This window comes from Metabacillus sp. 113a (genome assembly GCF_050107635.1).
In the GTDB taxonomy this organism is placed as follows: Bacteria; Bacillota; Bacilli; order Bacillales; family Bacillaceae; genus Metabacillus_B.
This window is the reverse complement of sequence record NZ_JBNILJ010000011.1, coordinates 47,113-68,521: the sequence shown is the minus strand read 5'-3', so window position 1 is coordinate 68,521 and position 21,409 is coordinate 47,113. Positions and strand designations below refer to the sequence as shown.

23 protein-coding genes and 1 pseudogene are annotated in these 21,409 nt (G+C 44.5%); 17 read left to right on the top strand and 7 right to left on the bottom strand.

The annotated features are described in order from the left end of the window. The first annotated feature begins 186 nt into the window (after window positions 1–186). From ACQCVE_RS14605 to ACQCVE_RS14595, 3 genes are all read left to right on the top strand, one after another. Window positions 187–627, top strand: coding sequence for a pyridoxamine 5'-phosphate oxidase family protein (locus ACQCVE_RS14605; protein WP_426863249.1), 441 nt, complete (start codon window positions 187–189; stop codon window positions 625–627). Window positions 628–801: 174 nt separating this feature from the next. After that, window positions 802–1,356: a hypothetical protein gene (locus tag ACQCVE_RS14600; protein WP_426863248.1), complete on the top strand. Its 555-nt coding sequence runs from the start codon at window positions 802–804 to the stop codon at window positions 1,354–1,356. 897 nt (window positions 1,357–2,253) lie between these two features. After that, window positions 2,254–2,748: a DinB family protein gene (locus ACQCVE_RS14595; protein ID WP_426863247.1), complete on the top strand. Its 495-nt coding sequence runs from the start codon at window positions 2,254–2,256 to the stop codon at window positions 2,746–2,748. 258 nt (window positions 2,749–3,006) lie between these two features. Here ACQCVE_RS14595 and ACQCVE_RS14590 read toward each other — a convergent pair whose 3' ends face one another. The 3 genes from ACQCVE_RS14590 to ACQCVE_RS14580 form a co-directional block, all read right to left on the bottom strand. Continuing rightward, window positions 3,007–3,189: a hypothetical protein gene (locus tag ACQCVE_RS14590; protein ID WP_426863246.1), complete on the bottom strand. Its 183-nt coding sequence runs from the start codon at window positions 3,187–3,189 to the stop codon at window positions 3,007–3,009. 236 nt (window positions 3,190–3,425) lie between these two features. Continuing rightward, entirely contained in the window at window positions 3,426–3,875 is a 450-nt protein-coding gene (locus tag ACQCVE_RS14585; RefSeq protein WP_426863245.1) for an RDD family protein, read from the bottom strand. A 227-nt stretch (window positions 3,876–4,102) separates the two neighbouring features. Further along, on the bottom strand, window positions 4,103–4,519 hold the full coding sequence (locus tag ACQCVE_RS14580) for a MerR family transcriptional regulator (protein WP_426863244.1): 417 nt from the start codon (window positions 4,517–4,519) through the stop codon (window positions 4,103–4,105). A 220-nt stretch (window positions 4,520–4,739) separates the two neighbouring features. On the opposite strand from ACQCVE_RS14580, the gene ACQCVE_RS14575 reads away from it, so the two are divergent. The 10 genes from ACQCVE_RS14575 to ACQCVE_RS14530 all read left to right on the top strand — a co-directional run bounded on the left by ACQCVE_RS14575 (window position 4,740) and on the right by ACQCVE_RS14530 (window position 13,999). Further along, complete coding sequence (locus tag ACQCVE_RS14575; protein WP_426863243.1) at window positions 4,740–5,780, top strand: NAD(P)-dependent alcohol dehydrogenase; 1,041 nt, start codon at window positions 4,740–4,742, stop codon at window positions 5,778–5,780. A 305-nt stretch (window positions 5,781–6,085) separates the two neighbouring features. Further along, entirely contained in the window at window positions 6,086–7,972 is a 1,887-nt protein-coding gene (locus ACQCVE_RS14570) for an alkaline phosphatase D family protein (protein ID WP_426863242.1), read from the top strand. A 19-nt stretch (window positions 7,973–7,991) separates the two neighbouring features. After that, a complete protein-coding gene (tatA, locus tag ACQCVE_RS14565; protein ID WP_426845921.1) occupies window positions 7,992–8,198 on the top strand; it encodes a twin-arginine translocase TatA/TatE family subunit in 207 nt (68 codons plus the stop codon). A gap of 68 nt (window positions 8,199–8,266) precedes the next feature. Further along, a complete protein-coding gene (gene tatC / locus ACQCVE_RS14560) occupies window positions 8,267–8,992 on the top strand; it encodes a twin-arginine translocase subunit TatC (RefSeq protein ID WP_426845923.1) in 726 nt (241 codons plus the stop codon). A 238-nt stretch (window positions 8,993–9,230) separates the two neighbouring features. Then, window positions 9,231–9,551 (top strand): PadR family transcriptional regulator, encoded by a 321-nt coding sequence (locus ACQCVE_RS14555; RefSeq protein ID WP_426863279.1) that lies wholly within the window; start codon window positions 9,231–9,233, stop codon window positions 9,549–9,551. 38 nt (window positions 9,552–9,589) lie between these two features. Further along, window positions 9,590–9,931 (top strand): DUF1048 domain-containing protein, encoded by a 342-nt coding sequence (locus tag ACQCVE_RS14550; RefSeq protein WP_426863241.1) that lies wholly within the window; start codon window positions 9,590–9,592, stop codon window positions 9,929–9,931. A 260-nt stretch (window positions 9,932–10,191) separates the two neighbouring features. Then, window positions 10,192–11,640 carry an alanine/glycine:cation symporter family protein gene (locus tag ACQCVE_RS14545; RefSeq protein ID WP_426845927.1) on the top strand — a complete coding sequence of 483 codons (1,449 nt, stop codon included), beginning with the start codon at window positions 10,192–10,194 and terminating at the stop codon, window positions 11,638–11,640. Window positions 11,641–11,822: 182 nt separating this feature from the next. Further along, a complete protein-coding gene (locus ACQCVE_RS14540; RefSeq protein ID WP_426863240.1) occupies window positions 11,823–12,203 on the top strand; it encodes a DoxX family protein in 381 nt (126 codons plus the stop codon). Between the two features lie 234 nt (window positions 12,204–12,437). Further along, the gene (locus tag ACQCVE_RS14535; protein ID WP_426863278.1) at window positions 12,438–13,385 is read left to right on the top strand and encodes a ring-cleaving dioxygenase; all 948 of its coding nucleotides are present in this window, start codon (window positions 12,438–12,440) and stop codon (window positions 13,383–13,385) included. Next, window positions 13,382–13,999 carry an alpha/beta hydrolase gene (locus ACQCVE_RS14530; protein ID WP_426863239.1) on the top strand — a complete coding sequence of 206 codons (618 nt, stop codon included), beginning with the start codon at window positions 13,382–13,384 and terminating at the stop codon, window positions 13,997–13,999. The genes ACQCVE_RS14535 and ACQCVE_RS14530 overlap by 4 nt, the downstream gene beginning before the upstream one ends. An 84-nt stretch (window positions 14,000–14,083) precedes the next feature. Here the strand turns inward: ACQCVE_RS14530 and ACQCVE_RS14525 are convergent. The 3 genes and pseudogenes from ACQCVE_RS14525 to ACQCVE_RS14515 all read right to left on the bottom strand — a co-directional run. Continuing rightward, a pseudogene (locus ACQCVE_RS14525) lies at window positions 14,084–14,430 on the bottom strand (carboxymuconolactone decarboxylase family protein); the annotation flags it as partial. 46 nt (window positions 14,431–14,476) lie between these two features. Beyond that, window positions 14,477–15,055 (bottom strand): TetR/AcrR family transcriptional regulator, encoded by a 579-nt coding sequence (locus ACQCVE_RS14520; protein WP_426863238.1) that lies wholly within the window; start codon window positions 15,053–15,055, stop codon window positions 14,477–14,479. 37 nt (window positions 15,056–15,092) lie between these two features. Next, on the bottom strand, window positions 15,093–15,962 hold the full coding sequence (locus ACQCVE_RS14515) for a DMT family transporter (protein WP_426863237.1): 870 nt from the start codon (window positions 15,960–15,962) through the stop codon (window positions 15,093–15,095). Between the two features lie 514 nt (window positions 15,963–16,476). On the opposite strand from ACQCVE_RS14515, the gene ACQCVE_RS14510 reads away from it, so the two are divergent. The 3 genes from ACQCVE_RS14510 (at window position 16,477) to ACQCVE_RS14500 (ending at window position 19,249) form a co-directional block, all read left to right on the top strand. After that, a complete protein-coding gene (locus ACQCVE_RS14510; protein ID WP_426863236.1) occupies window positions 16,477–17,697 on the top strand; it encodes an MFS transporter in 1,221 nt (406 codons plus the stop codon). A gap of 115 nt (window positions 17,698–17,812) precedes the next feature. Further along, on the top strand, window positions 17,813–18,769 hold the full coding sequence (locus tag ACQCVE_RS14505) for an LLM class oxidoreductase (protein ID WP_426863235.1): 957 nt from the start codon (window positions 17,813–17,815) through the stop codon (window positions 18,767–18,769). Between the two features lie 195 nt (window positions 18,770–18,964). Beyond that, window positions 18,965–19,249: a hypothetical protein gene (locus ACQCVE_RS14500; protein ID WP_426845941.1), complete on the top strand. Its 285-nt coding sequence runs from the start codon at window positions 18,965–18,967 to the stop codon at window positions 19,247–19,249. 252 nt (window positions 19,250–19,501) lie between these two features. On the opposite strand, the gene ACQCVE_RS14495 is transcribed toward ACQCVE_RS14500, so the two are convergent. Continuing rightward, window positions 19,502–20,011, bottom strand: a complete 510-nt coding sequence (locus tag ACQCVE_RS14495) for a hypothetical protein (protein WP_426863234.1) — start codon at window positions 20,009–20,011, stop codon at window positions 19,502–19,504. 257 nt (window positions 20,012–20,268) lie between these two features. Here ACQCVE_RS14495 and ACQCVE_RS14490 point away from each other — a divergent pair, with 257 nt between their 5' ends. Continuing rightward, complete coding sequence (locus ACQCVE_RS14490) at window positions 20,269–21,321, top strand: chitobiase/beta-hexosaminidase C-terminal domain-containing protein (RefSeq protein ID WP_426863233.1); 1,053 nt, start codon at window positions 20,269–20,271, stop codon at window positions 21,319–21,321. Window positions 21,322–21,409: the final 88 nt, after the last annotated feature.

The following is a 21,409-nucleotide window of genomic DNA, read 5'->3' as shown; positions in this document are numbered from 1 at the left end:
TATTTCCTTTATTTCCACATTTCTAATCATCGGGGCCTCTCACTGCCGGGTGTACTAAAGCACCGATCAGGGAAAGGAAAAAGTAAAGCAACTGATGAGGAGGAAACCGTAGTGTCAATCGATACATCAGAAAACGAAAAAACCCTTAAAAAGATTAAAGAACTGATCAAGGATGAGTAGGTAGCGATGCTGACGACCATTTCCCCGGAAGGCAGGCTGATGTCGCGGCCGATGCAGACGCAGGAAGTGAGGATGGAGCAGGAAGAGATTTGGTTTATCACCAAAAAAGTTACAGAGAAATACAGAGATATTCAAAACAATCCTGCTGTGAACCTCGCCTACGCAGGCAGTTCCTACGTCTCGATCAGCGGAACGGCTGAATGTGTCCAGGACGAAGAGAAGAAGAAGGAATACTTGAATTTTGTGGTGGAAAAAGTACTGAACACGTCTGCTGAAGACGAAGATGTCGTACTGATTAAAGTGACACCTGAAATCGCTGAATACTGGGAGTCCGGCTTCAACTTTAAAACCGTGAAGGAATTCGTGAAAAAGATGGCCAGTAAGAACTCGATGGAAGACGGGAATAAATTGAAGGATACGGTTACTTTTGGCGGGAATATGAAATAGCTGCTTCAAAATCATAGTAAAAAACGCGAAACCTTCGAGATTCGCGTTTTTTGCTATGTATTCATTTTTGCTTCTGTTTCGAACGGAATTACTTTTTAATAATAGAAAAATAGTATAATTTCAATCATGAATATACACTTTCAAAAGCTAAGTTTTTAGGGATAGAGGGGTAAAATGAAGAGATTACAAAACGCCGAAGATATTTCCCGGTTAAAGGATGCATTCCATAAAGTATTTATTAAATCAGACCCATTTGGTGATCCATTTCAAGAAACTCTTACCGAAAAAGTGCTGATCTTCCCAACTGACGGGTACTATCTGGCCAAAAATCAGTTTGCTGCCCTTATGAAAACAATTAAATCCTTTGGAGAGGGAACATTTTTCGGCTCTGAGTCGGAAGGTGATTGTTTTATTCTCTCGCACGACTTTAACTCCGAGCTGGCACCGCAGCATTGGGTGATCGAGAGTCATATTGACTACGAAGACTATCAATCCATTCCTTTTGTGGTCGAGAATTCTCTTTATTCTATACACGGAGAATGGGGATTACAGGTATCTCATGAAGATCACGCAATCCTTGCCGGGAATTCAGAATTCATTTCCAGATTTAAAGAAGCCTATCCGGAATGGGCAAAGGATAAAGAAAGATTCATTCACCACTGGGCTGAAGTAAACAAAAATGTTTGTGCAGATATAAGATGGATTGATGATTTCAAAAAACAATTATAGGCACCGTCCCTAATACTGTATCCACATCTTCATAGAAAAACTGCCATGTTTAAATGAAGGCACTGGAAAAGTGATAAAGACAGAAACTAAGGAAAACGTTCCTTCTTTTTTAATTTGGCTCTATAAACTGAGGATATTGCCAGTATAAAGTTGAAATCCGTCCAGTTTCTAAAAAAATGATCAGCAATATGCGGCTTGTTTTTTCCCATACAACGGCAAATCACTCTTCAAGCTGCCATTATCCGAATCATTCCTGATTGAAGAGAAACAGACTGGTTCTCTTACCGCCATTCACTACATGCAAATCTTCGGGATTCCATTCTTGCACATTGACTATACAAACAGCAGGAAGAATGGATAAAGAGAGTGATCGGCGTTTTCAAGGCCCCTTTACCTCTAAGTAAACAGGCTGGTGTTTTCCGCAGATTGTAACGACTTAATCACGATCACGGCTTCTGAAATTCATAAGGAATCTTCCGGCAATTATTACAAAAGCTACCACTAAAACTGGATAATATGGAACGGGCATAGATAGTCTATTAAGGATGAAAATCAATAAAAGACCAAGCATAAGGTTGATCAGGTGTACAGTTAACCGTGATTCAATGTGATCAGAAGTGAAACCTGCAAGGAAAACAAAAATCAGAAAAAGAGAAGAAAACCATACCCAGTCCTTAAATGGCAAGAAGGTAATAAAGAGAAGGCAAACGATCAGTCCGATCACGAGAGAATGCTTTGTTTTCAGAGTTAGACCTCCCTTAAAATGAGCTGTCTGGTGTAATCTGTATTGGGAAATATACCCTTTTTAAATGGCTTATAATCCAGATGAAAAAGAAAGGTAAAGGGCTCCTTTCATAGAAGTATAGATAGAGAAACATGGAGAGGGAGAGGATAAAAGTGGATGGATTAAAAAACCAATATGACTGGATCCGCAGGACAAGAGAAGTGTTGTTTACATACTGCGAATCGCTGGCGCCCTCTGATTATGTGAAAGAGCTTGAGAGCTTTGGCGGAGATTCTATCCGGAATCTGCATGCTCATGTAGCCGATTGCTACCGCACATGGCTTGGGATTATGACACTTGGAAAGCCGATTCCCCACGTTCAGCTGGAATCGGTTCAAACCGTTCAGGACATGCGGAAGATTTTTAAGGAAACAGATGAGGTGGTCTATGATTTTTTGGATGAGTTCAAAGGAAAATGGGATCAAGCCATTCATGTGGACTTTTCGGATGACAACAGCGCCAAGACGACCCCGCTTTGGCTGGTTACCCATACGATGACCCATGAGTTCCATCATAAAGGACAGATTGTGAAGATCGGCAGGCAGCTTGGATATGTGCCGCCTGATACGGATCTTCTTGATCCCAGGAGTGAAGGGGAAAACTTGTGAGTGCAGAGGGAAATGCTCTGTCCTGAAAGTCAGTATGAATGACTATCTGGCAGAATTCTTTCCTTGTTATTTCAAGAAAAAGGCCCCCATCATAAGTTCGTATAGGAGGCCTTTTTCATCTGACTTTTTCTTAACACTGAGCACGGCAGCTTCCCTCCTGGTATATTGTAGCAGGCACCGGGGAGCGCCAGGTTGGAGCGGGATTGGCGGCTTATTTTTATTATCAATCGCTTTGTACACGTCAACTTTATATTCTATTTACCGGGTTTTTGTACGGTTAATACGGTCACTCAGAATATAAAGAATGATCCATACACCCATGAGAAAAAAAGAAAAAGGGAGCATCCAGGATACGGTGCTTTTTTCAAATAAAAAATAGAATATGGCAGCTCCAACCATTCCAAGCAACAAATAGACGAACCAGAATGTGGTTTTGTTCATTCATATCCTCCATTCTTTGCAGCAGTAGTTATATTTATCATAACCTAGGAATTAACAATATGTGAGTCCAAAGTGAAAATATCGAATAGAAAAGGACGTGCATATGCAGGGGAAAAGCAGCTAAATCTTACCTGTTTGGTGAAAAATACACAAGAAAGCCGCACAGGCAAAATGGCAGCCTGCACGGCTTTTTGTGTTTAGAACACCAGGGATGAGACATAGAGTGCTTTATTTAGTTAAATGTTGACTTGGCTGTTAGCGGGTTCCGGATAATTTTCTGTCTGGCTCTTAACAACATACGAACGGGCCAGCATATCGTGAAGCGCTCTTTTACGATCCGTAAACCCGGCCATAATAAACCCGATATATAGGATGATTGCACTGATGATTTGACCGACGTAGCGCAAAATTGCCGCCCCGGGAGTTAACCGGCCTCCATTTTCGTTTACTATTTTTAATCCGAGCAATTTCTTCCCAATCGTCCCCTGCCATTTGGTAGTAGGCATGAAAATGACATAAAGAGCCAATAAACTTCCGATAACTACCCGAATTGCCGTATTGATTACCGGGTCTCCTCCAATTAGAAGGAAGCTGGGAACTCCAAAAATAATCGCTAAGATTAAGACATCAATCATGTATGCTCCAAACCTAATCCAAAACCCTGCATATTTAGTAGAATTATTCATGTTTGAACTCCTTTTTCTTTATTAATTTGAATGGTGCCCATACTAGAACCACTATTTCAGCCGGTACCCTTCCTATATCACAAACGAACGCATGACCATTACCCCCACTTTCTTCCCTAATTTGTAATTACTGGTTTTTATTACCCCTTAGGTAATGGAGGTAAACGGGCCTTTAGGAGGGTTGATGCTGTAACCTCGGGGAAAAGTGTGCACGGACGTTCTTTTTGTTAGCTGCCCCCGGGAATCTTAATTTTCCCTGCCTTATGAATCTCCTCTGTCCCAGCCTCCAGTGCTGTCTTGTAATAGGAGCATTTATGTTCAATAACTTCCATAGTTTTCCGTAAATCTTCCATTTGGGCTTCCACCGTCGCTTTTCGTTCGAGGAACATGTCATATCGCTGCTGCAGGGTGGCATCCCCCTCCGAACACCAATCTATGAAATGTTTAATTTCTTTAATAGGCATCCCGGTCAATTTAAGGCATTCAATCACTTTTAGCGCGCTGATATCAGATTCTTTAAACACTCGTGTCCCGCTTGCTGTCCGTTCTACAAAAGGGATTAAGCCTTCCTTGTCGTAATATCGCAATGTATATACCGTTAGATGTAATTCTTTTGCTGCTTCGCTGATCGAATAGGTTTTCATTCGTAATCTTCCCTTCTATGTAAATCTAGACTTGGAGTTAACTCTATGTTAAGAATGGTATCACGTTAGCGGCCACAATTACAGGTTGATAGAAGCTCATCACTTGACCTAGAGTTAACTGGAAGGATTAACATGATTCTGAAAGAGAAAAAACAGGTATAGTGATTCTGTACCACGCTTTCTCTGGACATACGAATCTATTCATACTGGAGGTTTTTCTATGGTAACTGCTAAAGCAAGAGCTGTTGACGGTCCGGACAAATCCTTTCGAGAAGCTGAAATAACACGGCGCGATTTAGATTCAAAAGATGTATTAATCGAAATTAAATTTGCGGGAATCTGCCATTCTGACATCCATACTGCTCATGGGGAATGGGGCGAGGTGAACTACCCGCTTGTTCCTGGACATGAGATTGCAGGAATTGTCACAGATGTAGGTTCTGAAGTTACAAAGTATAAGGTTGGTGACCGGGTGGGGGTCGGATGTATGGTGGACTCTTGCGGTGTATGTGAGAACTGCCATAAAGGTGATGAACAATACTGCCTGAAGGGAAACATTCCTACATATGCCGGTGTTGACCGATACGGGGAGCCGACTCAGGGTGGCTATTCTACACATATAGTGGTTGTTGAAGACTTTGTCTTACGCATTCCGGATAATATTGAACTGGATGCAGCAGCACCGCTTCTTTGTGCAGGAATTACTACATTCTCTCCACTGCATCATTGGAAAGCCGGCCCAGGCAAAAAAGTAGCGGTCGTTGGTCTTGGCGGTCTTGGCCACATGGCTGTTAAGATTGCGCATGCTATGGGCGCAGAAGTTACCGTACTTTCTCAATCCTTAAAGAAAAAAGAAGATGGAATGCGGTTCGGTGCTGCGGATTACCATGCTACCAGCGATCCGGAGACTTTTGAAAAGCTTGCCGGTACGTTTGACCTAATCATTAATACGGTAAGTGCCAAGCTTAACTTAGATGCCTATCTTTCTCTTCTCGCTCTTGACGGCAGTCTAGTAAACGTCGGTGCACCAGCAGAACCGCTGTCTTTAAATGTGTTTTCTCTTATTGCACACCGCCGTTCTTTTGCCGGTTCATTGATAGGCGGGATTCGTGAGACCCAGGAAATGCTGAATTTCTGTGCAGAGCATAACATTGCTCCTGAAATCGAAATCATCTCTGCCGATCAAATTGACGAAGCATACAAACGAGTTATGGCATCAGATGTGAAATATCGGTTTGTGATCGATATTAGCACAATGTGAGCTGGGTAATAGCACAGCTGATCTGATTATAGGAAGGGTGTCCAATACATGGGCACCCTTTTTGGGGTTTTATACGCAAGTTCTTAAACTTATTCGCTTCCAGACAGTAATCATGTAAAACCATCATTTCATCATTCAAATCTATCATGATCCTCTTTTCTGTTTTTTTGAAAATACCCCATATTATTTACCGCTTTTTACCTCCCCGTAACCTTTTTATAAACGCTCTGTAATAAGTCCTTATTACTCCCTTTAAATTGAGACCGTAGAATCATGGGTGAACATATCTTGAAGGAGGAATTGCCTTGGACAAGAATGATGAGCTGCACCAAACAGATAACGAGTATGATCAATCACGCAGAACGTTCCTGAAGTATTTTTTGGCAGGATCTGCGGTTATGGCATTAGAGACGTCCGGAATCTCCCGTTTGACGTCTATGGTTTCCCGTGCCCAAGCAGCAACAGCTATCGAGCCATATGCTGCAGCGCAAACGATTGGAAAGGGATTCCCGCAGTCTGTGGCATCTGGAGATCCTACGCCGACTGGTGCAATGCTTTGGACCAGGGTTGATTCTTCTATGGAGACTGGTTTAACGAACAAAGAATTCTCAAGCGAAGTAATTTATTGGCTTGAAAATAAAGATTCAAACGATGCTTCTTTAGAAGATGGCATTAATCAAGGTAAATTCATTATGTTTGAAATCAGCAAAAAGGCAGATTTCTCTGAAGTGGAATTGAGAGGCTTCTCTCCAATCTGGAAGGACCATGACCATGTGGTTCGTGTGGACCTGGATGGCAGGCTTGCTTCTCAAGCGACGTACTACTACCGGTTTATTACAAAAAGCGGACTTGTCAGTAAGACAGGCCGTTTCAAAACGCTGCCTCTAGAGGGGGCAGATGTTCAGTCTGCAACGATCGGGTATGTGTCGTGTCAGGATTACACAAACGGGTATTTTAACGCTTTAGGCTATATGGCAGATGAAGAGATGGACTTTTTCCTGCATCTTGGAGACTACATTTATGAGTCGGTCGGTGACGCTGCCTATCAGGGGAATCTCGATGACCGCCAAATCAAACTCCCGAGCGGGCAAAGTAAGGCGTTTACGATTGAGGACTATCGTAAGCTATATCAGACGTACCGTTCGGACAAGGACCTGCAAAAGCTGCACGAACACCATGCGATGGTTGGGATTTGGGATGACCATGAGTTTGCCAACGACACGTATTACCCGGCAGTCGCACCAGATGATAATCCGGAGTCAGATCCTGCCCGCCGCCTTGTCGCAAACCAGGTTTGGTTTGAGTACATTCCGGCGCGTGTCCCTTACAATCCTAATGGAACGTTTGAGGATTCCGTGAAAATTTACCGTTCTTTTGCGGTAGGAAATCTTGCTTCCATCATTATGACGGATGAACGGCTTTACAGAAGTTCACACCCTTGCGGCCAAGGTACGCTGGACCGTTACTTAGCGGGCGGGTGTGAGGATATTAACCTTTCCAGTCGAACGATGCTCGGGAAAACACAAAAAGACTGGTTCTTAAATGAACTGAAAAATGCCAAAGGAACATGGAAAATCTGGGGCAATGAAGTGCAAGTAACACAATTAAAGGTGCTGGGGAGATATTTAAATCTTGATGCTTGGGATGGCTATGCTTATGAAAGACAGCAGATTGCGAGAACGGTACTGGACAATGGAATTAAAAACTTCCTCGCGCTGACTGGCGATTTCCACACGTTTGAAGTGTCGTATATGCAAAATGAGTATAAGCGTTTCGGGGAAAAGTTCGGGGTGGAGCTGATGGTAGGTTCCGTCACATCGAGTAATTTAAGGGAATCACTCCGCAACTCCCTGAATTTGTTTCCTGATGTGTCCAGTCCGATCCCGATGCCCGCAGCTGAAGAGCTGGTTAAGATTTTGAAGGGGAAATTCAATGCAGGAACAACCTTTACGGCAGAGCTGCTGTTTAAAGAGCTTCAGAATATCGTCAAACTGGAAAATCCATGGATTGAATTGTTCGATAGTACGGCACATGGATATGCTGTACTGCAGCTTAGCAAGGCAAAAGCAACATGGACAGCCTATTCGGTTGATAATATTGAAAAACCGGAAGCGGCCAAAAAGCTGCTGTGGCAGTGTGAAGTGCCTAATGGTGAAGTGAAAATAAACGTTTTGGAAGGAAGCTTATTTTAAAAATCAGGAGGGTATAATCATGCTGCAAAATATCGGAGTTCCAGGGCTGATCTTAATTGTAATCATTGCACTAATTGTTTTCGGACCTTCAAAACTGCCGGAAATCGGCCGGTCCTTTGGTGTAACATTGCGTGAATTCAAGAAAGGTACAAAAGAAATGCTGTCGGAAGAGGAGCCGAAGAAAGCAAATAAAGAAGAGACTGCTGCTGTGAAAAGGGATTCGTAACAGCAGACCAGAGAGGGACTTGGCTGGTTGTCCGGCCGGTCTCTCTTTTCTAAGATGGGGGTATGAACATGATTCAACAGGAATTTATTCAAAGCCATTTAGCAGAATTGCGGCAGCGGATTGTAACCTTGGCTGTGGTCTATGCAGTTCTATTGATAGCCGCTTTCTTAAATGTGAAGCATATTTACCGCTGGGTCCTAAATGACGCTGAGCTTGAGCTCACAGTGCTTGGGCCTTCAGACATCCTATGGATCTATTTTACGCTTGCGAGTATTTGTGCGTTTGCCTGTATCATCCCGTTGCTGACGTACCAGGTGTGGGCATTTGTAAAGCCAGCGCTGAAAACAGAGGAACGCACAGCCGCCTTGCTGTTCATTCCATTGTTATTCTTTTTATTTTTGAGCGGAGTTGCATTTGGCTACTTTTTAGTTTTTCCGATGGTATTCGAGTTTATCGTCTCGCTGTCCGATGGGATGTTTGCAACAATGTTCACAGCCGAAAAGTACTTTCGTTTTTTATTTCAGATCATCTTTCCTCTTGGATTGCTTTTTGAATTGCCAGCTGTCGTATTATTTTTAACGGAAATCCGGATGTTAACTCCTGACTTTATGAAAAAGCACCGGAAATACGTCTATTTTGGACTCGCAGTCCTGTCGGCCGTCATTACGCCGCCCGATTTCGTATCCCAGGTGTTCGTACTCATTCCGATGTTCCTGCTTTACGAAATCAGCATTGGGCTCTGTGCATGGCGCTCGAAAAAAAAGGCAGGGAATTCTTTATCCCATAACCTGTGACGGAGATAGATGCTCCTCGCTACCTGGCACCCCCGCATCCCAGTAAAAGTAAGCTGTAAAAATAAAAAGGTGAAAGAAGGAGGCTTCTCATGAGTTGATTAGACTTGAGGGGAGCCTTTTTTCTATATACCTTTTGACTTGAAGTTCGAAAAATAGTTTAAAAAACGATTGACACATTAGCTACTCGGTAATACTATATACAGTAGTAAGCATTACTTATTAGCGGGAGGGTCTGGATATAGAAAACTTAACGGAAATGCTGAAGGGATCGCTGGAGGGCTGTGTGCTGGAAATCATCAGCCGCCATGAAACCTACGGCTACGAGATTACCCGGCGATTGAACGAGCTTGGATTTACTGAAGTGGTGGAGGGGACGGTTTATACCATCCTTGTCCGATTGGAAAAGAAAAAGCTGGTGAACATTGAAAAAAAACCTTCCGAAATGGGGCCGCCGCGTAAATTCTATACGCTGAATGAAGCTGGATTTAAGGAGCTTAAATCGTTCTGGGAAAAGTGGGATTTTGTATCATCCAAAATCAATGTTTTAAAGACGGTCTAGCTATATAGGCTGGTCCGTTAAAAAAGGAGGAATATAACATGTGGGAAATGTTCAGGAAAATGATTGGTGATAAAAAAGAGTACAAAATGATGATGGAACGGGTTGAAGCCCTGCCTGATGATTATCAGTATGTATTTAAAAAAATTCAAGGCTACATGTGGAATTTCTCAGCAGGAAACGGAATGGATATGCTGCACATGCAGTATGAACTAATCGAGCTGTTCGAAGCCAGTGCAGCGGAAGGAAGGAAAGTGCTGGAAATTACCGGTCCTGATGTGGCTTCCTTTGCTGACGAATTAGTTGGCAACGCTAAAACCTATGTCGACAAATACCGTCAGGATCTGAATGAAAGCATCATGGAGCGATTGGGAAAAAAGTAAATATAATCCAGTATTCCGGCCGGCTGGCCGATCATTTTTTGACTGGTAGTAAGTAATACTGATTACTGATGGGAAGTGGGGGATCTCTTGAAATTAAGAGAACCCTCTTCCTGCTTCTATAACATCGTATTAGTAAATATGCCATATTTCAACATGAATTGATAAGTTGTGTGTTCATAATCTTGACAAACTTATTGTGCAAACCTGTCTCCTCCTCTATAATGAAAAGAAGAAATTTTCAGATAAAAGGAGTGAGGATTTTGGCGGAGTTTGTTTCAGGTCTGAATGGTATACTGTGGAGCACACCGGTTATATACATATTGCTTGGCGTAGGTCTTTTATTCTCCATTTTAACCCGGTTTCTGCAGGTGCGGCACATAAAAGAAATGGTGAAGCTCATGTTTCAGGGCAAGAGCTCGGAGGCCGGGGTTTCTTCATTTCAGGCACTATCCATTGCACTTTCCGGCCGGGTCGGAACAGGGAACATTGCAGGGGTCGCGACGGCGATTGCGTTTGGAGGTCCCGGGGCAATCTTTTGGATGTGGGCCATTGCTTTTATCGGAGCCTCCAGCGCATTTATTGAATCAACACTTGCCCAGATTTACAAGGAGAAGCATGAGGGACAATACCGGGGAGGCCCGGCCTTTTACATAGAAAAAGGGATTGGCTGGAAATGGTTTGCTGTTCTGTTTGCCGTTGCAGCCATCATCGCGATGGCCGTTTTGATGCCGGGGGTTCAAGCCAACTCGATTGCATTAGGAATGGAAAATGCTTTTAAAATTCCTCCGGCTGTTACCGGGTTAGCGGTTGTGCTTTTCTTAGGCATTATTATTTTTGGAGGGACAAAGAGGATTGCCCGAACCGCCCAGCTGATTGTTCCTTTTATGGCGCTTGGGTACATTCTGTTGTCAGTTGTGATTATTCTGATGAACATTACCGAACTGCCGGGTGTAATCAGCCTGATTTTCAGAAGTGCCTTTGGTGTGGATTCAGCGTTCGGAGGACTGATTGGAATGGCTATTGCCTGGGGAGTAAAGCGGGGAATCTACTCGAATGAAGCAGGACAGGGTACGGGACCGCATCCAGCAGCAGCAGCGGAAGTATCCCATCCCGCTAAACAGGGACTGGTCCAGGCATTCTCGGTGTACATAGATACGCTGTTCGTCTGCTCGGCTACTGCCTTCATGATCTTGTTTACAGGCATGTATAATACACAGGCGGAAGACGAATCGTTTATTGTGAACAATTTAGAAGGAGTAGAAGCGGGACCAGGCTATACGCAGGCTGCTATCGACAGTGTTCTCCCAGGTTTTGGAGCCGGATTTGTCGCCATCGCTCTTTTCTTTTTCGCCTTCACGACGATCATGGCCTACTACTATATTGCGGAAACAAATGTTACCTATTTATTCCCGAAAAACAGCTACTGGATTTCAATCCTTTTAAAAGTCGTGATTATGGGGGCTTCCTTCTACGGTTCGGTTAGAACGGCAGAACTGGCCTGGGCGCTTGGAGATGCAGGACTCGGAATTATGGTCTGGCTCAATGTTATCGCTATTCTGATTCTGGCGAAGCCTGCCCTCATCGCTCTCAAGGATTATGAACGGCAAAAGAAGCAGGGGCTTGATCCGGTATTTGATCCAAAGACGCTCGGCATCAAGAATGCGGACTACTGGGAAACGGAGCGCAAGCTGGATGGCGATAAAGTGTAAAGATTGATCTGCCTATAGTTCAAATAGGGGTTGCTTGTAAAATCAGTTTTTGCTGATTTTATGGCAGCCTTTTTGCTGCCGGCAAAATATCTCGAATTCAAAACAAATAGTTGACAGAAAGACAGAGGTATAATATCTTTAATTCGAGATATTAAAAATGAAGATATTCAGGAGGAAGCAAAATGGATATTGCACTGCTAATTTTACGTCTTGTTATAGGATTAACTTTTCTGGGATACGGGAGTCAAAAGCTTCTTGGATGGTTTGGAGGATATGGTTTGAATGGAACCGGACAATGGATGGAGTCTCTTGGGTTAAAACCTGGAAAGCTTGCAGCTTTTGGAGCGGGTGCTTCTGAAATGCTTGGAGGCCTGCTGCTTGTATTGGGATTATGGATGGGTCTGGGAGCGGCGCTGATTATTTTAACAATGATCGTTGCCATCGCAGCCGTCCACGGAAAAAACGGGTATTGGAATGGAAAGGGAGGCTTTGAATACAATCTGCTGATCATTGCAGCTGTTCTTGTTCTTGCTTTCGCTGGACCTGGATCCATATCTTTATAAAAGGGTCAAACATGAATTTTAGACGATCTAATGTCTCGAATTCGAGATATTTTGTAAATGGAGAAAAAAGGTTACTCAAGGATTAGGATGTTTAGTTCGTATCTGCGGAAATGGTAGAATGGAGCCTAAAGGGCAGGCTGCTGTCAGCCGGCAAGAGGGAATTAGGCATCGATCGGTGAGATTTTTTCCACAGACTGGCCAAACCAATTGATTTGGGGAAAGTGAGTGAAAAGAGTGCTGAAAACAGCAGGGATCCATCATATTACGGCCATGGTTAACGATGCGCAAAGAACGATTGATTTTTATGCAGGGATTCTTGGATTAAGGCTTGTAAAAAAGACCATTAACTTTGACCGGCCCGAAGTGTATCACCTTTATTTCGGGGATGCTCACGGTCAGCCCGGCACGGTGATCACGTTTTTCCCGTGGCCTAAGCAGCTAAAAGGGCGAATTGGGCAGGGGCAGGCGGGGGTAACCAGTTATGCTGTTCCAGAGGGCTCGCTTCCATTTTGGAAGAATCGGCTGCAAATATTCGGGATCGAATTTGCCTCCGCTTCCCGTTTTGGTGAAACGTATTTGCAGTTCAGCGATCCTGACGGACTCCAGCTTGAACTGACGGAACGCAAAGAAGGCACGAACCATACCTGGAGCTTTGGCGGAATAGATGCTGCACATGCAATTAAAGGGTTCGGAGGCGTTACGTTAATCTCGGCAAAGCCTGATAGAACCGCCGACGTATTGGAGAATGTATTGGGTTTAGCCTGTATCGGTGATGAAGAGGGCTTCCTGCGCTTTAAATCTTCGGCACAGCTCGGCAACACCGTTGATATTAAGTTGACACCATCCGTCCGAGGACTAATGGGGGCTGGAACCATCCACCATATTGCATGGAGAGCCAAGGATGATGAAGAGCATGCGCGGTGGAAAGAGTGGATCCTGGAAAAGGGATACAACCCGACGGAAATCAAGGATCGCAACTATTTCAAAGCGCTCTATTTCCATGAAGGCGGAGGCATCCTATTTGAAATAGCAACAGACACGCCGGGATTTACCGCCGATGAACCGGTGGCTGAACTGGGCCAAAGCCTGATGCTGCCTGAGTGGCTGGAGCAAAAGCGCGAAGAATTAGAACAAACCCTGCCTAAGGCAGAGGCCAGAATTTTAAAGGAGGATTTGCGATGAAACATGTATTCAATCAGGGCCATAATCCTGAAAAACCAGTACTTCTGCTGCTTCATGGTACAGGCGGAAATGAACTGGACCTGCTGCCCCTTGCAGAAAAAATAGATGATGGCGCTTCTGTATTGAGTGTGCGGGGCAATGTATTGGAAAATGGAATGCCAAGATTCTTTCGAAGACTGGCAGAAGGGGTATTTGATGAGGAAGATCTTATTTTCCGTACAAACGAATTGAACACGTTTCTGGATGAAGCAGCAGTGAAATATGAGTTTGACCGGAACAGCATCGTCGCTGTCGGGTATTCAAACGGAGCGAACATAGCAGCGAGCCTGATGTTTCACTTTCAGCATGCGTTAAAAGGCGCGATCCTTCACCATCCGATGGTTCCAAGAAGGGGGATTGAACTCCCTGATTTATCAGGGAAATCCGTGTTTATCGGTGCGGGGACAAATGATCCGATCTGCTCATCAGCGGAATCCACTGAACTGTACTCCTTATTGGAAAAAGCTCATGCAAATGTAACACTTCATTGGGAGAAGAACGGTCACCAGTTAACCATGCAGGAAGCGGATGCTGCAGCAGATTGGTATAAAAAATTTGTCCTTAAACCGGAGTGAAATCAGACAAGGGAATGCCTTCAAAGCGTCCCCTTGTCTTTGATTTTAAGCATGAGCGGACAGTCAATCTGTTTGCTTCCCGTGTTATTCAGGTAGTTTCCGGGCTGTGACCGCGAGTCTGTTCCAGGAGTTAATCGTCACAATCTTCCTGATGATTTCGCGCATTTGCTTTCATCAAAATCCTGTGCAGCATCCTCACAAACATTGTCGGGAACATGCGATTCAGCAACGAGGGTGACCGATTCCGCCAATGCAAGAACGGCTCTTTCTTCAGGCGTAAAATAAGGAGCTTCACGCCAAGCATTCAAAGCATAAATCCGCTGCCCGGGTTCTCCTGACTGACGTGCCTCCTTCATATGCATTTTCAGGCAGAAGGCGCAGCTGTTAATCTGGGAAGTCCGGATTTTAATGAGTTCCTTGAGCGTGCCATCAGCTAAATAGTTCTCAAAATGCCTCAGCCAAATACTCTGATCTTTATCAGCTGCTGGAGGCTATGATGTGCTTCGCTGTTTCAATTGCAGGTGCAGCGCCATTTGGAGCCAGCCCCATAGAGTAGGCAACGGTTATTCCTTCATGTAATATGAACAGCTTTTCACCGGTTTGTATTGCATTTGTTAGCCCTAGTTCGTCAAGATATCGGATAAAGAGCTGTTTCAGCTGTTTTTTCTTTTCTATGATGTATGTTCTTCCAGGGTGAGACGGTTCGGTCAATTCAGCCAATGCGTTGACAAAGGCGCATCCCCGTTGACTATTCTTTGCAAGCCAGCTTTCCAGAGCCTCAAATATCATCATTATTTTCTGCACCGGTTCATGATCCGGTATCCGGTTCAAATAACTGTTTAAATGGTGCGTCCATAGGTCATCCCGTTTCTTTAAATACGCAACGATCAGCTGTTCCTTTGATCCAAAGCGATCATATAAGGTTTTTTTCGTTACCCCGGCCTCGCTGGCAATCGTTTCGACACCAACCGCATGGATTCCCCGCCCATAAAATAGGGCAGAAGCGGTTTCTAGAATTCTTTGAGCAGCAGGGGTCATTTTCACGGATTCATCCATTTTTTCACCACGCTTTCCTGCCTCTTATAAGAGGACCTTATTCTTTTCGAATAATCCAGACACCTATTAAACATATTATCATTCCTGCTAGTGTAAAGCTGCCGATCTTGTCTCCAAACATAAAGAAAGCCCAGAGCATGGTGAATGGAGGAGTCAAATACAGCAGACTGCTTACCCGTGTGACACTGCCTAATTTGAGATTGAGCCAGTAAAATCCATAGCCTCCAATAGTCGACAGAATGGCAAGCCATGCTGCGGCCATCCAGAAATCCGGATTAACAGGAGGAGCTGTATGACCGGTTGCTGCAGCAAGAATCGTGAAAAGGAAAGCGCTAATCAAGGTTTGAATTGGAAGGGCATCCATAATAGAAACGGCATCCTTCGTTTTTTTCTCATATAGTGTTGCACAAACGAGGCTGATAACTGCCATAAACGATAAAGCATAGCCCCACAGTGGAACACCAGCCGCTGATCCCAGATCCCCCAGCACAACGAGCAGTACACCTGAAATCCCCAGCAGCAGTCCAAACCACTGCCTGATCGTTGCAGATTCCTTTAAAACCGGGCCCGCAAGTGCGGCAGCCGCAATCGGCTGAAGGGTCGTGATTAAATTGGAAGTGCCTGCGGAAACTCCACTTTCAATCGATAGAAATACACAGAGTAAGTATCCCCCTTGGGCAAAGAGTCCGATCATCGCTTGGGAAAACAAAGTTTTGGCAGAAATTTTTTTCCGCTGTTTCCAAAGCCACCAGCCTCCTAATATGATGGCTGCCGCTATAAATCTCCACATCAGTAAGGTGAAGGTGTTTGCCTCTGCTGTACCCAGCCGCGCTCCAATAAAACCTGAACTCCACATAACAACAAATCCAGCCGCTGCAAAAAGTTTAGTCTGCTGTTTGGTGATCAACTTTATCGCCTCCTCTAAACTAAACCGATTGGTATAGTATAAGGTTATATAACCATACCGGTCAGTATACTGTCAAAGAAAAGAAACTGCAGGGAAATTCCAGCACGGATAAAAGACAATTTTATAAGTATGCCAGGTAGTACTGAATTTCACTTTTCGTCAGTCGTTTTCCCACCTGATAATTGGAGCAGAAGGCGATAGACTCCGAGCTAAGAGCAGCGGGATTAATACCTCGCAGACGCAAAGAGGCTAAGAGGCTTACCGCCCGCCTTTGGATAAGCGAACTCCGGCTGACTGCAATCAACAGCCAAATTTAACACAAAAAATAAATGCCTCCAACGCATTACCTGCAAAAATATTACTTTTTAGTACCTATGCTACTTTAAAGTGCGTACTGTTTCCTTTTGTAGAAACCATGCATAATGACTCATGTACCCGGTAATGAGTACATCAGGGAATGCATGATAGAGGAAATGAAAGGTACCTTCGTTTCCGCATTTACATCCAAGGAGGAATGAACAGTATGAGTACAAACTCAACCGCTATAGATCAGCCCAAAACAAAAGGAGGCACGCCGGCCCTGCTGGCTCTCGCAATTAGTGCCTTCGGTATTGGAACGACAGAGTTCGTTCCAGTAGGATTATTATCAACGATTGCCGATGACCTTTCTATTTCCATTACACTTGCAGGTTTGCTGATTTCAGGATATGCATTGGGAGTTGCTTTCGGGGCTCCCGTTCTCACGGCTTTAACAAGTAAAATGAGCCGAAAAACGCTGCTAATGTCTCTAATGGTCGTGTTTATTATCGGAAACTCTGTAGCAGCCATCTCAACAAGCTTTGGATTATTGCTTGTCGCCAGGTTTATTACAGCCTTTTCACATGGTATTTTCTTCTCGATCGGTTCAACGATTGCAGCCGATTTAGTGCCGGCTCATAAACGGGCCAGTGCGATTGCCTTTATGTTTACAGGACTGACCGTTGCTACTGTCACCGGGGTGCCGCTCGGAACCTTTATCGGACAGGCATTCGGATGGAGAGCAACCTTCTGGGGAGTAGCTTTGCTCGGTGTCATTGGAATCATTGCAAGTGCTATTCTCGTACCGAAAAACCTTAAGGAAGCACCGCCTTCCAAGTTCAGTGAACAAGTTAAAATCCTGGCCAATGGCCGCCTGCTTCTTGCATTTGCGATCACAGCGCTTGGTTATGGCGGAACGTTTGTAGCCTTTACCTATTTAACTCCGCTGCTTGAAGATGTAACTGGATTCAGCTCAAGCTGGGTAAGTATCATTCTTCTCGTATACGGAGTAGCCGTAGCCATTGGGAATGTGGCCGGCGGTAAGTTCTCAAATAAAAATCCGTTAAAAGCTTTATTCTGGATGTTTGTCCTGCAAGCCATTATTCTAGTGGCCTTAACATTTGCCGCTCCATTTAAAGTAGCGGGACTTATTGCGATCTTCCTCATGGGGTTATTCGCTTTCATGAATGTACCTGGCCTGCAGATTCTGGTTGTAGACCTTGCTGAGAAATATGTGCCTTCCGCAGTCAACGTGGCCTCAGCCTTGAATATTGCGGCATTCAATGTCGGAATTGCGATTGGTTCATTTGTCGGAGGTGTGATTGTGGATGGCATCGGTTTAATCCATACCCCATGGATTGGGGCAGTTATGGTAGCAGGTGCCGTTCTGCTGACTGCTTGGCTTCGAGGGATTGAACGCAAGTCAGAATCAGCATAAGGGAGATTCTGCTGCCGGGTTCAGCTATGGAAGGAATGAGCAAGAAAGCAAACTATTCTCACAGAGGCGGCACTAGTTGCCGTCTCTTTTCTAAAGAAGAAAGGGAGGGGAAAAGATGAATTCATTCTCACAGCATCATGCATATAACCGGACTTACAAAGAGGGAGAATTGACTCTTGGTCTTCATATCCCTTTAGAGAATTATCAGTTTGACACACCTTCAATGGAGAAACAGGTGGAATTGGCACAGCTTGCTGAACAACTCGGCTTCACAAGCTTATGGTTCCGTGATGTCCTGCTTGAAGATCCTAACTTTGGAGATCCAGCTGTTGGTCAAATCTACGACATGATGATCTACCTGGCGTATTTGGCAGGAAAAACAAAGGAGATCGGACTTGGCACGGCTGCCACTGTCTTGCCGCTCCGTCATCCGCTTCGCGTTGCAAAAGAAATCGCAACGATTGATCAATTGTTCCCGGGAAGATTATTCCTCGGGATATCATCAGGAGACCGCCGTGCGGATTTTGCTGCGCTTGGTGTTTCACATCCTGATCGTGGAGAAGCATTTGTTGAAGCGTATCACGATCTGCAGGAAGTGCTCTATCAAGACTATCCAATCATTCACTCCAAGCGGGGAAATATAAGAGGGGCAAATCTTGTTCCGAAACCGGCTGTCCGCATACCGGCATTGATCACTGGCTTTGCCCAGCAGGAAATGAAGTGGTTTGCCGAGCATGGAGATGGCTGGATGTATTATCCACGCAGTCCCCATGATCAGGAAGTGACGGTCAAGCGCTGGAGAAGTCTGGTGGAAGAATACCATCCTGGGGCTTTCAAGCCTTTCAGCCAGCCGATGCATCTCGATCTTGCGGAGGACCCGAATGAGATTCCAAGGCCAATCCGGCTCGGTTACAGGATTGGAAGAAACTATCTGATTGAACTGCTGAATAGTTATAAAGAGGCAGGCGTTAATCATCTATTCTTTGCCCTGTTCGACAGTCAAAGGCCTGCAGAAGAAGTCATTCAGGAGCTGGGGGAAGAAGTGGTTCCGCACTTCCCTTCCATTCAATAGCAATAATAAATAGGAAAGATGACTCCAGGACTATACCCGGGGTCATTTTTCGTTTGACAAGGAATAGGAATGGACGCTGAAATTATTTAAGGCTGGACAGTACAGCAGAAAAGAAGCAGGCAGGAACCTTGAGAGGATACAGTCGCAGATAAAAAGGGTATAGACTTATGTAGCTAAGGTTAGGAGGGAACAATCATGAGGAAAAAATCACCAATCAATTACGCTTTTTCAGCTCTTCTGCTGACAGGCAGCGCGATATGGGCAGCCGCATCCTATAAGAAAAAAAGGAAACAGCTAGAGAAAGAGCTTGAAAACCCAAACAGAAAGCTCCATCAAATCGAAAGTGCAGATGCCTCCAAAGAGCAGGAAGAAAAGGAACTAACTCAGCTTGATTCTGTGCAGAGATCGGAATGGGTCGCCAATGGATTCCCGCAAACACATCAGGAAATGAGAGAATTGGAAGAGGAAGAGAAGAAATAAAGCACGATTGGGTTAACAGAGTATAAATATCGCATGAAACAGGGCACCCATCCGTACACAGGGAACGTTTGGAAACCCTGTTTTTTTTTTTTTTTGATATTTTTCCGCAGTACATTCCAAGCTTGAAGGAACCATGTACAAAGGGAATGAAAGCTGTTCCCTTAAACCATAACTCTCATGGAGTGAAGAGGTGACAGTACATGTCATACAAAAAAGCCTGCTGATCAGCAGGCCGCTTGGCCAAAACAGCCCCTATTTCCGCACAGGCATCTGGATAGGATGGATTTCTTCATACTCCCTTTGCTTTGTTTCAGGGTGGAATGGATCAAGCTCATCAGAACGATGAAAATCCGATTGATTTTGCTTTCCGACGGACCTGTATTTAATATGAAATTCCTCTTCGTATTCCTCATGTGCGGATGAAGACTGCTTCATTCCGGCTATCCATGTCTCAAACTTGTAAGTTCCTCTATCTACGATGACACTCAAATCTTCAAGTGACTGGGTCAGTTCATTTAAGCAATCCAAACCGTTTCTTAACAGAATGCCTCTCTCTTTCGCTTTGTCAATCGAGTGCTCCAGCCTGTATTTTCCGTGGTGGTAGGAAAATTCAATATAACAGCTGTTGCGGTCCCAGTTGAAATTGAAATCTTCAATTTTCAAATGCTTAATGACCTTCACAAGTCTGACTTCGCAAATATCCTGCTCTTTGTGTGGCATCCCTTTAAATAGAACGTTCTTGAATAGACGATTCCTGAACATGCCATCAACCTTCCTTCGTTTTTTGTGCCTGATTTAGAATGGGTATAGTACCATTTCTACAAAAGGGGCTCATTCCCTGCATAAAAGGATTATGCTTTTACAAAAACCCTTAATGTCTTATCCAGCTCCAAATTTTGTGAGGGCTTTCACATCATGGCATGGAGTGAAGAGCGGTTTGGAAAATACATTCCGGCTGGATAGCCGGCCTCTTCCAGGAAAGGATATAGACATAGAAAAAAGCAAAAGGGGCCCATCCATTGAATAAAATCATCCTGATTCTACTAGCCGTTCTGCTTGCCCTCACCGCAGCAGGCATCAGCTCATCAGCTTCCAAAAAATTAACGGCACCGTCAGCTTCTTTGAAAGCAGGTAGCGATGGTCAGCCGCAGATCGTTCATTTGAATACAGCCGCCCGGGATCCAAAGATTTTTTTCACCCTGGACGGGAAAGATCCCACCACACACAGCCGTCAAATTATAAGAGGGATTCCACTCAATCAAAGCACAACCATAAGGACTTTGTCTTCCAGCAGCAGCGGTTCGATAGGTCAGGTCTCAGAATTCACTCATACAGTTGAAACGAGAAAATCCATTGCGCGAAAGTTCCTGTCTTTCACCGATCACTCCATTCCTTACCGACTGTTTATCCCCGAGGATTACACCCCTGAAAAAAGGTATCCCCTTGTTTTGTTTTTGCACGGAAGAGGTGACAGGGGATCAGATAATACGAGACAGCTTTTAGGCAGTGATGGAGCGGCAGTTTGGGCTTCCTTCGATGTGCAGCGTAAGCATCCCTGCTTTGTGCTGGCTCCGCAGGCACGAAGATCCTATGACGGAGGATTTTCAGTAACACGAGACAGGCACAATCGCCTTAATCCAAGCACGGCCTTTCAAGAATCGAAGGATGGAAGAGCTGCTTATGAGATTGTAATGAAGACAATACATTCATACAGCATAGACCGGACTCGGATTTATGCAACAGGCCTTTCCCAAGGTGGCTTCGGCACGTTCACAATAAATGCTGAGCATCCTGAATTATTCGCAGCAATGATTCCAATTTCCGGAGGGGGAGATCCGGGAACAGCAGCCATCATTAAGGATAAACCGATGTGGATTTTCCATGCGGCTGATGACCAAACCATTCCGGTTTCGTATTCAAGAAATATGGTTCATGCTTTAAAAAAAGCAGGGGCTCATCCAATTTATACGGAATATCCGCCCAGCATGAAAATCGGACATGGAGCATGGGTGCCGGCCTATAAAAATCATGAAGTAATTGAGTGGCTGTTTCAGCAGAGAATGAGGAAATAGGATCAAAAAATAGGACTCCTGCCAGGAAAGGATATAGAACGGAAACTTTTTCAATCCTTAATCGTATAGAAGAGGAGAGAAAAGGAGG